11 protein-coding genes are annotated in these 12,240 nt (G+C 60.3%); 7 read left to right on the top strand and 4 right to left on the bottom strand.

All coding sequences use genetic code 11. The features are described from left to right. Nucleotides 1-4 precede the first annotated feature (4 nt). On the top strand, nucleotides 5-532 hold the full coding sequence (locus LIS66_RS03740; protein ID WP_042608857.1) for an outer membrane protein assembly factor BamE: 528 nt from the start codon (nucleotides 5-7) through the stop codon (nucleotides 530-532). A 61-nt stretch (nucleotides 533-593) separates the two neighbouring features. Here the strand turns inward: LIS66_RS03740 and LIS66_RS03735 are convergent, their stop codons facing one another. The 3 genes from LIS66_RS03735 to LIS66_RS03725 are packed head-to-tail and all read right to left on the bottom strand — an operon-like array spanning nucleotide 594 to nucleotide 2,746. Then, entirely contained in the window at nucleotides 594-938 is a 345-nt protein-coding gene (locus tag LIS66_RS03735) for an RnfH family protein (RefSeq protein WP_227973665.1), read from the bottom strand. Next, the gene (locus LIS66_RS03730) at nucleotides 901-1,335 is read right to left on the bottom strand and encodes a type II toxin-antitoxin system RatA family toxin (protein ID WP_016771773.1); all 435 of its coding nucleotides are present in this window, start codon (nucleotides 1,333-1,335) and stop codon (nucleotides 901-903) included. The genes LIS66_RS03735 and LIS66_RS03730 overlap by 38 nt, the downstream gene beginning before the upstream one ends. A 7-nt stretch (nucleotides 1,336-1,342) precedes the next feature. Beyond that, nucleotides 1,343-2,746: a sodium-dependent transporter gene (locus LIS66_RS03725; RefSeq protein ID WP_042608854.1), complete on the bottom strand. Its 1,404-nt coding sequence runs from the start codon at nucleotides 2,744-2,746 to the stop codon at nucleotides 1,343-1,345. Between the two features lie 119 nt (nucleotides 2,747-2,865). Here LIS66_RS03725 and smpB point away from each other — a divergent pair, with 119 nt between their 5' ends. Next, nucleotides 2,866-3,348 carry an SsrA-binding protein SmpB gene (gene smpB, locus LIS66_RS03720; RefSeq protein ID WP_007953781.1) on the top strand — a complete coding sequence of 161 codons (483 nt, stop codon included), beginning with the start codon at nucleotides 2,866-2,868 and terminating at the stop codon, nucleotides 3,346-3,348. A 149-nt stretch (nucleotides 3,349-3,497) separates the two neighbouring features. Here smpB and LIS66_RS03715 read toward each other — a convergent pair whose 3' ends face one another. Further along, nucleotides 3,498-4,265 (bottom strand): GntR family transcriptional regulator, encoded by a 768-nt coding sequence (locus tag LIS66_RS03715; protein WP_042608853.1) that lies wholly within the window; start codon nucleotides 4,263-4,265, stop codon nucleotides 3,498-3,500. A gap of 263 nt (nucleotides 4,266-4,528) precedes the next feature. On the opposite strand from LIS66_RS03715, the gene LIS66_RS03710 reads away from it, so the two are divergent. The 5 genes from LIS66_RS03710 to LIS66_RS03690 all read left to right on the top strand — a co-directional run bounded on the left by LIS66_RS03710 (nucleotide 4,529) and on the right by LIS66_RS03690 (nucleotide 12,141). After that, the gene (locus LIS66_RS03710) at nucleotides 4,529-6,226 is read left to right on the top strand and encodes a lactate permease LctP family transporter (RefSeq protein ID WP_227973664.1); all 1,698 of its coding nucleotides are present in this window, start codon (nucleotides 4,529-4,531) and stop codon (nucleotides 6,224-6,226) included. Nucleotides 6,227-6,387: 161 nt separating this feature from the next. After that, the gene (locus LIS66_RS03705) at nucleotides 6,388-7,212 is read left to right on the top strand and encodes a (Fe-S)-binding protein (protein ID WP_041477925.1); all 825 of its coding nucleotides are present in this window, start codon (nucleotides 6,388-6,390) and stop codon (nucleotides 7,210-7,212) included. Then, nucleotides 7,209-8,666, top strand: coding sequence for a LutB/LldF family L-lactate oxidation iron-sulfur protein (locus tag LIS66_RS03700; protein ID WP_227973663.1), 1,458 nt, complete (start codon nucleotides 7,209-7,211; stop codon nucleotides 8,664-8,666). Before LIS66_RS03705 ends, LIS66_RS03700 begins: the two co-directional genes overlap by 4 nt. Continuing rightward, nucleotides 8,663-9,334 carry a LutC/YkgG family protein gene (locus LIS66_RS03695; protein WP_227973662.1) on the top strand — a complete coding sequence of 224 codons (672 nt, stop codon included), beginning with the start codon at nucleotides 8,663-8,665 and terminating at the stop codon, nucleotides 9,332-9,334. The genes LIS66_RS03700 and LIS66_RS03695 overlap by 4 nt, the downstream gene beginning before the upstream one ends. Next, nucleotides 9,331-12,141 carry an FAD-binding and (Fe-S)-binding domain-containing protein gene (locus tag LIS66_RS03690; protein ID WP_227973661.1) on the top strand — a complete coding sequence of 937 codons (2,811 nt, stop codon included), beginning with the start codon at nucleotides 9,331-9,333 and terminating at the stop codon, nucleotides 12,139-12,141. The genes LIS66_RS03695 and LIS66_RS03690 overlap by 4 nt, the downstream gene beginning before the upstream one ends. Nucleotides 12,142-12,240: the final 99 nt, after the last annotated feature.

Below are 12,240 nucleotides of genomic sequence, written 5' to 3'. Positions count from 1 at the left end.
ACCGATGCAAAACACCAAGCTCTTGCTAACCAGTTTCACCTTTGTGGGACTGCTCGCACTCGCCGGTTGTTCATTCCCCGGGGTTTACAAAATCGACATCCAGCAGGGCAATGTCGTCACGCAGGACATGATAGACCAGTTACGCCCGGGAATGACCCGGCCGCAAGTACGGTTTATCATGGGCAACCCTCTGCTTGCCGACACGTTCCATGCCGATCGCTGGGATTATCTGTACAGCCTGCAACCGGGTGGCGGTGAACGCCAGCAGGAACGAATCAGCGTTATCTTCAATTCCAACGACCAGCTTGTCAGCCTGTCCGGTGACTTCATGCCGGGCGTGAGCCGTGACGAAGCCATTCTCGGCAAGGACAGCGGCACGAACGTGACCGCGCCTGCTGAAAACGCCGAGAAGCCAGAAGCTGAGAAACCAGCCAAGCCAGGCTCCTTGCTGGATCAGATCCAGAAGGACGTCGATGGTGTGGAAACCGTACCGGTTCCGACACCAGAACCGCTGGACACCTCGCCGCAGTAATACGCGAGGCAATAAAAAACCCGGAGATTCCGGGTTTTTTATTGCCTGCCGTTTGGCTTGATCAGGAATTGCGCGCCTTAGCCTCGGCAGCCTTGGCCGCACGCAGGCGTCGAACCTCTTTGGGATCCGCCAGCAGCGGCCGGTAAATTTCGATGCGATCGCCGGCCTGAACAGCACGCGCATCCGCGTCAGTCACGACTTTGCCAAAAATCCCCAGCGGACATTCCGCCAGATTCAGCTCAGGAAACTCAGCCGCGATGCCCGATTCGTGCACCGCCGTCCGAACGCTAACGCCTTCAGCGACGCTGATCGCACGCAGAACCTGCCGATCAACCGCCGCGTACACAACTTCTATGTCGATCACCGACTCAACCGTGCATCTGCTTGGCGCGCTGGCAGAAAGCATCCACCAGCTGATTGGCCGCCTGATTGAACAACGGGCCCAACGTAGCGCGCACCAGCGGCCCGGCGTAATCGAACGACAGATCCAGACTGATCTTGCAGGCTTTTTCGTTCAGCGCCTTGAACACCCAGATGCCGTGCAACTGAGTGAACGGGCCTTCTTCAAGGTTCATCTCGATCGACTGCCCCGGCACCAGCGTATTGCGCGTGACGAAATGCTGGCTGAGGCCGCCCTTAGCCACGCCGACACTGGCGCGCATGTGTTCCGGGGAGCTTTCCAGCACTTCGGCCTCCGAGCACCACGGCAGAAACTCCGGGTACCGCGCGACGTCGTTGACCAGGTCGTAGAGAAATTGCGCCGGGTACGGCAGTAGCGCGGATCGTTGGATATGTGTCGTCATGTAAGCGTTACTTCCAGAGCTGAGCGGCAAAGACTACAAGAATGCCGATAGGCGCCACGTAGCGCATCAAGAACAGGGACAGGGCAAACAGAACCGGGTTACGGATGGACAATTCATCCCGCACCGCTTCTCGCCCCATCACCCATCCCGCGAACAGCACGAAACACAAGCCACCTAGGGGCAACATGATCCGCGAGGTGAAGAAATCGATCACGCCGAAGAAGTCGAGACCGCTCTGCGCACCCCATTGGTAGAGGCTGAACACCCCGCCTTCGTTCACGAAAAACTTGGCTTCCTTCCAGATGTTGAAGGAAAACACCGTGCCCAGACCGACAAACCAGCAGGTGAACGCCAGCCAGAAAGTCACCCAGGCGCGGCTGATTTTCGTGCGCTCAACGAGGTAAGCCACCATCGGCTCGAGCAGAGAAATCGCCGAACTCCACGCGGCCACCGCGACCAGCACGAAGAACACCACGCCCATCAACTGGCCGAGAAATACGTTACCAAAAGCAAATGGCAGGCTGACGAACATCAGGCCCGGGCCTTCGCTCGGGTTCAGGCCCGCGGCGAACACAATCGGAAACAACGCCAGACCGGCTACCAGCGATACGAAAGTATCCAGCAGCGCAACACCGACCACCGTGCCCGACAGCGAGGTGTTCTTCGGCATGTAGGCGCCGTAGATCATGATCGAGCCGACGCCAACGCTCAGCGAAAAGAACGCGTGGCCCATCGCTGGCAGCAGGCCGTCGAGGACTTTTTCCGGGTGGAAGTCGAACATGAAATGCACGCCTTCCATGAAATGCCCGGTGGTCATGCTGTAGCCCAGCAACACCAACACCATCACGAACAGCAGCGGCATCATGATCCGCAAGCTGCGCTCAAGCCCGGCGACCACGCCTTTGGCGATCACATAGGCCGACAGGAGCATAAAAATCGTGTGCCAAAGTGTCAGGCGCCATGGATTGGAGATGACATTGCCGAAATAGGCGCCGACCTGATCGGCCGTCGCGCCCTGGAAGTCGCCACGGCCCATGTCGACGATGTAGTCCAGCGACCAGCCGCCGACCACACTATAGAAAGACAGGATCAGCAGAGCCGTGATCATCCCGGCAAACGCGCCCCACGACCATTTGGCCGAGTGGCCCGCCTCCAGCGCCAGCACCTTCAAGGCGTTCGCCGGACTCTGCCGGGCGCGTCGGCCGATCAGGGTTTCCGCGAGCATGACCGGGACACCGATGAGCGCGATGCACGCCAGGAACATCAGCACGAAGGCGCCGCCACCGTAGACCCCGACCATGTAGGGGAACTTCCAGATACTACCCAGTCCCACGGCCGAACCGGTCGCGGCGAGTATGAATACCCAGCGGCTAGCCCAACTGCCGTGGACAGAAACCTTGTCTGTCGACATCGTTTATCACGCCCAAGCGTTAGAAAAAGAGGCCGCATTGTCCGGGATTCACTCAACCTGCTCAAGCACGCAGCAACACCGTAGCCGACAGCCGAACAACTCCATATAATGCCGCCCCTATGGCTAAACAGAAGAAACACCCAACAGGGACCATCGCGCAGAACAAAAAGGCGCGACACGATTACTTCATCGAGCACAAGTTCGAGGCTGGTCTGGTCCTGGCCGGCTGGGAAGTAAAAAGTCTGCGGGCGAGCAAGTTGCAGCTGGTCGACAGCTATGTCCTGCTCAAGGATGGCGAAGCGTGGTTGCTCGGCAGCCACATCACGCCGCTGATGACCGCGAGCACTCACGTCATCGCCGACCCGGTGCGCACACGCAAACTGCTGCTCAACCGCCGCGAGCTGGACAAGCTCGCCGCCGCCGTGCAGCAAAAGGGTTACGCCTGCGTCTGCCTGTCCTGGTACTGGAGCAAGCACATGGTCAAGTGCGAGATCGCTCTGGGCAAGGGCAAGAAGGAATACGACAAGCGTGACACCGAGCGCGAGCGCGACGCCGGTCGTGAATTGCAGCGAGCGGTGCGCAACAAGGGCAAGGAAGACTAGTCCTCGCCCTGAAGCACAACTGTGGCGAGGGAGCTTGCTCCCGCTGAGGCGCGCAGCGGCTCTCGCTTTTTTCTGGGTCGCGGGAGTCGAATGCGCCTGCTGCGCAGTCGAGCGGGAGCAAGCTCCCTCGCCACAATTGATGCGCTACTTCACATCCCCTTGCGCCGCTCCGCCCGAGCCATGCGCTGCACCTCCTGACGCACCTCTTCCAGCACTTCCTGCACATACAGAATATGTCGGCTGGACACTTCCCTGGCCTGCTCCGCGCGCCCTTCGATAATTGCCAGATACAATTCCCGATGCTGCGAGATCAGCATGTCGCGGGTTTCCGTGCGCTGTTTGTACATGCCGCCAATGTTGGTCACGACGTTGCGCTTGAGCAGATCGAACAAACCGCGAATGGTATGCAGCAACACCGCGTTGTGGCTGGCCTCGGCAATCGCCAGATGAAATTTCGCATCCGCCGCGCCCTCTTCCGCGCGGCTGACCTCTTCATGGCGCGAGTAGCAATCCTGCAGCTCTTCGAACGCAGTAGTCAGTCGCTCACGATCGACATCGGTGGCGCGCAACGCGGCGTAATAAGCGCACGACGCCTCCAGGGTGTGCCGAAACTCGAGCAAATCGCGCTGCGCTTCGGGGTTGCTTTCAAGCAATTGCAACAGCGGATCGCTAAACGTCGAACCAAGCCCTTCCACCACGTAATTGCCGCCGCCCTGGCGGCTGACCAGCAAGCCTTTGGCCGCGAGTTTCTGAATCGCCTCGCGCAACGACGGGCGTGATACGCCAAATTGTTCGGCCAGGGTGCGCTCGGCCGGCAGCCGCTCGCCTGACTTCAGCGTGCCCTCAAGGATCATCCCTTCGAGGCGCTCAACAATATCGTCAGACAAACGGCGCTGACGTATCTGATCAAAGCCCATAACTCATTTCTCCACGACCCCGACCGCTCGCCGGGCTGTCTATTCTGGCCTATCCGCGCGCCGCCGACACCTGCCAGACAGCACTTCGCCAAACCGGATCAGCTGGCCCCTGCACCGTATCTTCGACGAAAGTTTCAGGGCGGCAAATTGACACACCTACGCTAAGGCTTTTACCCTAGCCAACAGCGCTTGTAAATTGGTCTTACCAATTATCCAAATACGCTGACAGTGCCTGACCAACAACAATTAGGGGCCACCCCACTATGCAAACCTGGCAACAGCTCTACAGCCCGCTCGGCAGTCTTGGCGTCTCCGCACTCGCGGCCGTCATTCCCATCGTGTTCTTCTTTCTCGCCCTGGCGGTGTTCCGCCTCAAAGGCCACGTGGCCGGCAGCATCACCCTCGCGCTTTCGATTGCCGTGGCGATTTTCGCTTTCCAGATGCCAGTGGACATGGCGTTCGCCGCCGCCGGTTATGGTTTCGCTTATGGTCTGTGGCCGATTGCCTGGATCATTGTCGCGGCGGTATTCCTCTACAAACTGACGGTGAAGAGCGGTCAGTTCGAGGTCATCCGCAGCTCGGTTCTTTCGATCACCGATGACCAACGCTTGCAGGTGCTGCTGATCGGTTTCTGCTTCGGCGCATTTCTGGAAGGTGCCGCCGGTTTCGGCGCGCCGGTCGCGATTACTGCCGCACTCCTTGTAGGACTGGGCTTCAATCCGCTGTACGCCGCCGGCCTGTGCTTGATCGCCAACACCGCTCCGGTGGCATTCGGCGCGCTGGGGATTCCGATCATCGTTGCGGGTCAGGTCACTGGCATTGACGCCTTCAAGATCGGCGCCATGACCGGTCGCCAGTTGCCACTGCTGTCGCTGTTCGTGCCGTTCTGGCTGGTGTTCATGATGGACGGCCTGCGCGGTGTGCGCGAAACCTGGCCAGCCGCGCTGGTGGCAGGTTTGAGTTTCGCCATCACCCAGTACTTCACTTCGAACTTCATCGGCCCGGAACTGCCGGACATCACCTCGGCGCTGGCCAGTTTGATTTCCCTGACCCTGTTCCTCAAGGTCTGGCAACCACGCCGCGCCGCCGGCCAGCACATCGTCGGCGCCGTGTCGGCTTCGGTGGTCAGCGCCAGCGTCGGCGGTTTTGGCCAGAAGCGCACCACCGTGGCTTCGCCCTACAGCCTCGGGGAAATTTTCAAGGCCTGGTCGCCGTTCCTGATCCTCACCGTACTGGTGACGATCTGGACGCTGAAGCCTTTCAAAGCGATGTTCGCTGCTGGCGGCTCGATGTACAGCTGGGTATTCAACTTCGCGATTCCGCACCTTGATCAAGTGGTAATCAAGACTGCACCGATCGTAGCCAACCCGACTGCCATTCCAGCGGTGTTCAAACTCGACCCGATTTCCGCCACCGGCACGGCGATTTTCTTCTCCGCGCTGATTTCGATGCTGGTGCTGAAGATCGATTTCAAAACTGGTCTGACCACTTTGAAAGAGACCTTCTACGAACTGCGCTGGCCGATCCTGTCGATCGGCATGGTGCTGGCATTTGCCTTCGTGACCAACTATTCCGGCATGTCCTCGACCATGGCCCTGGTGCTGGCGGGTACTGGCGCCGCGTTCCCGTTCTTCTCGCCGTTCCTCGGTTGGCTGGGCGTGTTCCTCACCGGTTCGGATACGTCGTCGAACGCGCTGTTCAGTTCGTTGCAAGCGACCACGGCGCACCAGATCGGCGTCAACGACACCTTGCTGGTGGCGGCCAATACCAGCGGCGGCGTGACCGGCAAGATGATCTCGCCGCAATCGATCGCCGTGGCTTGCGCCGCGACCGGTCTGGTCGGCAAGGAATCGGATCTGTTCCGCTTCACCCTCAAGCACAGCCTATTCTTTGCAACGATTGTCGGTTTGATCACCCTGGCTCAGGCCTACTGGTTCACCGGCATGCTGGTGCAGCACTAATACCTACAAGAAGCCTACAAGAAACACAGAAAAAACCGACGCCGGCCCGTGATCCGGCGTCAGCAATTCACCACCGGGTCTGTAAGGCTGCTGAAAGCAACGCGCTTTATATTCGGCAGCCGCAGCAGACGGATAACCGGGCCCACCCGGAGACACGCCTGATGAGCGAGCTTTTCTACAACGCTGTGCCGAACGCGACCCGCGTGGCACCGCCACTGCCCGAACCTCGGCAATACCCCAGCGAAAAACCGTCGCGGGTCTACCTGTTCGGCACGTGTGTGGTCGACCTGTTCTACCCCGAAGCCGGGATGGACGCGATCCATCTGCTGGAGCGCGAAGGGATCCGGGTCGAGTATCCGCAGGGGCAGAGTTGCTGCGGCCAACCGGCCTACACCTCGGGTTACACCGAGCAGGCGCGGACCGTAGCGCGCTCGCAACTGGCGCTGTTTGCCGGGGATTATCCGGTGGTGGTGCCCTCGGGTTCCTGCGCCGGCATGCTGCGCGAGCATTACGCCGACTTGTTCAAGGACGAGCCGGAGACGTTGAAACAGGTGCAGGCCCTTGCGGCTCGCACCTATGAACTGGCCGAATTTCTGCTGTTTGTCTGCAAGGTGCAGCTCAAGGACAGCGGCGAACCGGTGAAAGTCGCGCTGCACACGTCGTGTTCGGCACGCCGCGAAATGAACACCCACCTGCACGGCCGCGAGTTGTTGGCGCAGTTGAGCAATGTGGAACGGGTCAATCACGACCACGAAAGTGAATGCTGTGGCTTTGGTGGGACATTCAGCGTCCGTATGCCAGACATTTCCGGCGCGATGGTGGCTGACAAGACCCGCGCACTGAAGGAATCAGGCGCGCACAAGGTACTGAGTGCAGACTGCGGCTGTTTGATGAACATCAACGGCGCGCTGGAGAAACAGCAGGAAGCGTTACGCGGGCAACATCTGGCGAGCTTTCTCTGGCAGCGAACCGGAGGTGCGCAATGAGCACCTCGACGATTATTCCTACGGTCGCCGTAGAAGAAGATTTTCGCACCCGGGCGCACAACGCTTTGGGCGATCAGCAGTTGCGGAACAACTTCCGCACTGCCATGGATTCACTGATGACCAAGCGGGCAGCGGCTTTCAGCGATGCCCACGAAAGAGAACACTTGCGCGCACTGGGCAATTCGATCAAGGCCCGCGCGCTGTCCAAGTTGCCCGACCTGCTCGAGCAACTGGAACAGAACCTGACCCGCAACGGTGTGACAGTGCACTGGGCGGAAACGGTGGACGAGGCCAATGGCATCGTCCTGTCGATCATCCGCGCTCACGAGGCGCGGCAAGTGATCAAGGGCAAATCGATGGTCAGCGAAGAGATGGAGATGAACCATTTCCTCGAGGCTCGGGACATTGAATGTCTGGAGTCCGACATGGGGGAGTACATCGTCCAGCTCGACCACGAGAAGCCTTCACACATCATTATGCCGGCGATCCACAAGAATGCCGGTCAGGTCGCGTCCTTGTTCCACGACAAACTTGGCGTGGAATACACCAAGGACGTTGACCAACTCATTCAGATCGGTCGCAGGGTCCTGCGGCAGAAATTCTTCGAAGCCGACATCGGCGTCTCCGGCGTCAACTTCGCCGTGGCCGAAACCGGCACCCTGCTGCTGGTGGAAAACGAAGGCAACGGCCGCATGACCACCACCGTGCCGCCGGTGCACATCGCCGTGACCGGCATCGAAAAAGTCGTGGAAAACCTGCGCGACGTGGTGCCGCTGCTGTCACTGCTGACGCGCTCGGCGCTGGGCATTCCGATCACCACCTACGTCAACATGATCTCCGGCCCGCGCAAGGAACATGAACTCGACGGCCCGCAGGAAGTGCATCTGGTCCTGCTCGACAATGGTCGCAGCCAGGCCTTCGCCGACAGTGAATTGCGCCAGACCCTGAACTGCATCCGCTGCGGCGCCTGCATGAATCATTGCCCGGTGTACACCCGCGTCGGCGGCCACACCTATGGCGAGGTCTACCCGGGGCCGATCGGCAAAATCATCACCCCACACATGGTCGGCCTGGCCAAGGTTCCGGACCACCCGAGCGCGTCCTCATTGTGCGGCGCCTGCGGTGAAGTCTGCCCGGTGAAAATTCCGATCCCGGCGATCCTGCGCCGTCTGCGCGAAGAAAACGTCAAAGCCCCGGACGCGCCGAATCAGGTGATGCGCGGTCAGGGCAGCAAATATTCACGCAAGGAGCGTTTTATCTGGAACGCCTGGGCCAGGCTCAACAGCTCGCCAACGCTGTACCGAATCTTTGCTTTTTTCGCCACGCGCCTGCGCGGGCTGACACCCAGCAACGTCGGCCCGTGGACGCAAAACCACAGCGCACCAAAACCCGCCGCGCGTTCGTTGCATGACATGGCCCGCGAGCATCTGGGCAAACAGGGAGAGCGTCGATGAGCGCCAAGCAAAATATCCTCGGCAAGCTGCGGAAAAGTCTGACCGGCACCACGCCGATCGCCGACACCTTCGACGTCGATCTGGTCACCCAGACCTACACCTACAGCGCCGAGCAACGCATCCCGCAACTGCGCAAACTGATGGAAGCGGTGCACACCGAAATCCACCTGACCTCGGGCGCCGAGTGGCCGGCATTACTGGCGCAACTGCTGCGCGACCGCCAATTGCCGAGCCTGCTGATCGCTCCGACAACAACCCACGGGCAACGCATCACACAGCACTGGGCGAATAATCCCGAGCTGCCAGCGCTGAAATCCTACGACCGGCCGATGGAAGAATGGAAAGCCGAGCTATTCAACGACACCCCGGCCAGCCTCACCGGCACCCTCGGTGCGATCGCCGCGACCGGCAGCCTGATCATCTGGCCAACCCGTGAAGAGCCACGCTTGATGAGCCTGGTACCACCGGTGCATTTCGCCCTGCTCAAGGCCAGCGAAATCCGCGACAACTTCTATCAAGTGCAACAGGAGTTCGAATGGGCGCAAGGCATGCCGACCAACGCGCTGCTGGTCTCCGGCCCGTCGAAAACCGCCGATATTGAACAGGTCCTCGCCTATGGCGCCCATGGCCCGAAAGATCTGGTCGTGCTGATTCTGGAGGATCAATGAGTCTTTCTGCCGCTTTCCTGCGTGATGCCGAGCAACTGATACCGCCAGAGCGGCGCTTCGACGATCCGCTGTCGACCCTGGCCTTTGGCACCGACGCCAGTTTCTATCGACTGATCCCGAAACTGGTAATCCGCGTCGAATCCGAAGACGAAGTGGTGGCGCTGCTGCAACTGGCCCAGCGCGACAAGGTGCCGGTGACCTTCCGCGCCGCCGGCACCAGCCTGTCCGGGCAGGCGATCAGCGATTCCGTGCTGATCGTGCTTGGGGATAACTGGAACGCCCGCGAGATTCGTGGCCAGGGCACGCAAATCCGCCTGCAACCGGGAGTGATCGGCGCGCAAGCCAACGTCTGGCTGGCACCGTTCGGGCGCAAGATTGGCCCGGATCCGGCGTCGATCAACGCCTGCAAAATCGGCGGCATCGTCGCCAACAACGCCAGCGGCATGTGCTGCGGCACCGCGCAAAATACCTATCACACCCTGGCCGGGATTCGTCTGGTGCTGGCCGACGGCACGCGCCTCGACACCGAAGACCCCGTCAGCGTCGCGGCATTTCGTTCAAGCCACGGCGAACTGCTCGAACGACTGGCGACATTGGGACGCGAGACCCGCGCCAATGCCGAACTGGCCGCGAGAATTCGCCACAAATACCGTCTGAAAAATACCACCGGTCTGTCGCTGAATGCCTTGGTGGATTTCGACGAGCCTGTGGATATCTTGAGCCACCTGCTGGTCGGCTCCGAGGGCACCCTCGGCTTTATCAGCGCGGTGACTTACGACACCGTCATCGATCACCCGAACAAGGCCTCGGCGCTGATCGTGTTCCCCGATGTCGAAACTTGCTGCAACGCCGTCACCGTGCTGAAAAGCCAACCGGTATCCGCAGTGGAACTGCTCGACCGACGCAGTCTGCGCTCGGTGCAGGACAAAAAAGGCATGCCGGCTTTCGTACAGCTGCTGTCGGAAAATGCCTGCGCGCTGCTCATCGAATCCCGCGCCGCCTCGTCGACATTACTGCAGGAACAACTGGCGCAAATCATGGCGTCGCTGCGCGATTTTCCCGTAGAGAAGCAGGTCGATTTCACCGAAGACCCAGTGGAAAACGCCCGACTCTGGGCCATTCGCAAGGACACCTTCCCTGCCGTCGGCGCCGTGCGCAAAACCGGCACCACAGTGATCATCGAAGACGTGACCTTCCCGGTCGAACAACTGGCGATCGGCGTCAATCGCCTGATCGAGCTGTTCGACAAACATGCCTACGACGAAGCGATCCTTTTCGGACACGCACTGGAAGGCAATCTGCACTTCGTCTTCACCCAAGGCTTCAACAGCCCGGAAGAAATCGCACGCTACCAAGCGTTCATGGACGACGTCGCGCAACTGGTCGCAGTGGAATTCGGCGGCTCGCTGAAGGCCGAACACGGCACCGGCCGCAACATGGCACCGTTCGTGGAACTGGAATGGGGCAGCGACGCCTACCAACTGATGTGGCAGCTCAAACGCCTGCTCGACCCCAACGGCATTCTCAATCCGGACGTGGTGCTTAGCGAAGATCCGCAGATCCATCTCAAGCACCTGAAACCACTGCCGGCGGCGGACGAGATTGTGGATAAGTGCATCGAGTGCGGCTTTTGCGAACCGGTCTGCCCATCCAAAGGCCTGACCCTGAGCCCGCGCCAGCGCATCGTCATCTGGCGCGATATCCAGGCGAAAAAACGCGCTGGCGTCGACACCACCGAACTGGAAAAAGCCTTCGACTACCAAGGCATCGACACCTGCGCCGCGACGGGCCTGTGTGCACAACGCTGCCCTGTAGGCATCAATACCGGCGAGCTGGTGAAAAAGCTCCGTGGCCGACACGCCACGCATCAGAAAACCGCCGACTGGATCGAAGGAAATTTCGCCAAGACCCTGCAAGGCGCGCGCTTCACTCTGCATGTGGCCAACGGCGCGCGAATGATGCTCGGGGCGGCGCGTCTGGCGAAGCTGTCGGCAACGCTTACGCGTTTGTCCAAAGGCCAGGTCCCGCTGTGGACCAACGCCATGCCACAACCGGAAAAAGCCATTCGCTTCAGCCCGAGCGTGGCCGATGAGCGCCCGCGCGTGGTCTATCTGGCGGCTTGCGTCTCGCGGGTCATGGGCCCGGCGGCGGGCGACATGGAACAGATGTCGCTGTACGACAAAACCCGTGGCCTGCTGGAAAAAGCCGGTTACCAGGTAGTCTTCCCCGACAACCAGGACAACCTCTGCTGCGGTCAGCCGTTCGCCTCCAAAGGCTACGCCGAACAGGCCGAGCACAAACGCCAGGAACTGATCAGCGCCCTGCTCCATGCGAGTCGCGGCGGACTCGATCCGATCTATTGCGACACCAGCCCGTGTACGTTGCGTCTGGTTCAGGACATCGGCGAAACGCGACTGGATCTGTACGATCCGGTGCGCTTCATCCGTACGCATCTGCTGGATCGTCTGGACTTCACACCCCAGGAAGCACCGATTGCCGTGCACGTGACCTGCAGCACTCAGCACTTGGGCGAAAGCCAGGCGCTGATCGATCTGGCGCGAAAGTGCAGCAAGACAGTGGTGATTCCCGAAGGCATACATTGCTGCGGGTTCGCCGGCGACAAAGGCTTCACCACACCGGAGTTGAACCGCCATTCACTGCGTACGCTCAAGGACGCCGTGCAGCACTGCAGCGAGGGGATTTCCACCAGCCGCACGTGCGAAATCGGCCTGACCCAGCACGGTGGAATCGACTACCACGGGCTGGTTTATCTGGTGGATCGGGTGACACGGGCAAAAGTCGTCTGAAGAAAAATAGAACTCTTGAGCGAAGCGGCAATCCACAGAACAGGCCCCGACAAATCGGGGCTTTTCCTCCATTCGGTGGCTCGCGCAGCGGTCAGCGAA

It is taken from the genome of Pseudomonas sp. HN2 (assembly GCF_020736465.1).
GTDB classification, from domain to species: Bacteria; Pseudomonadota; Gammaproteobacteria; order Pseudomonadales; family Pseudomonadaceae; genus Aquipseudomonas; species Aquipseudomonas moraviensis_A.
Note: the sequence above shows the minus strand (reverse complement) of the source record. Positions and strands in the feature narration are given on the sequence as shown.

What these genes read in the sequence shown, in the direction of transcription:
- LIS66_RS03740 (WP_042608857.1), top strand. Translation starts at nt 5, where the DNA reads ATGCAAAACACCAAGCTCTTGCTAACCAGTTTCACCTTTGTGGGACTG.
- LIS66_RS03735 (WP_227973665.1), bottom strand. Translation starts at nt 938, where the DNA reads ATGCTTTCTGCCAGCGCGCCAAGCAGATGCACGGTTGAGTCGGTGATC.
- LIS66_RS03730 (WP_016771773.1), bottom strand. Translation starts at nt 1,335, where the DNA reads ATGACGACACATATCCAACGATCCGCGCTACTGCCGTACCCGGCGCAA.
- LIS66_RS03725 (WP_042608854.1), bottom strand. Translation starts at nt 2,746, where the DNA reads ATGTCGACAGACAAGGTTTCTGTCCACGGCAGTTGGGCTAGCCGCTGG.
- smpB (WP_007953781.1), top strand. Translation starts at nt 2,866, where the DNA reads ATGGCTAAACAGAAGAAACACCCAACAGGGACCATCGCGCAGAACAAA.
- LIS66_RS03715 (WP_042608853.1), bottom strand. Translation starts at nt 4,265, where the DNA reads ATGGGCTTTGATCAGATACGTCAGCGCCGTTTGTCTGACGATATTGTT.
- LIS66_RS03710 (WP_227973664.1), top strand. Translation starts at nt 4,529, where the DNA reads ATGCAAACCTGGCAACAGCTCTACAGCCCGCTCGGCAGTCTTGGCGTC.
- LIS66_RS03705 (WP_041477925.1), top strand. Translation starts at nt 6,388, where the DNA reads ATGAGCGAGCTTTTCTACAACGCTGTGCCGAACGCGACCCGCGTGGCA.
- LIS66_RS03700 (WP_227973663.1), top strand. Translation starts at nt 7,209, where the DNA reads ATGAGCACCTCGACGATTATTCCTACGGTCGCCGTAGAAGAAGATTTT.
- LIS66_RS03695 (WP_227973662.1), top strand. Translation starts at nt 8,663, where the DNA reads ATGAGCGCCAAGCAAAATATCCTCGGCAAGCTGCGGAAAAGTCTGACC.
- LIS66_RS03690 (WP_227973661.1), top strand. Translation starts at nt 9,331, where the DNA reads ATGAGTCTTTCTGCCGCTTTCCTGCGTGATGCCGAGCAACTGATACCG.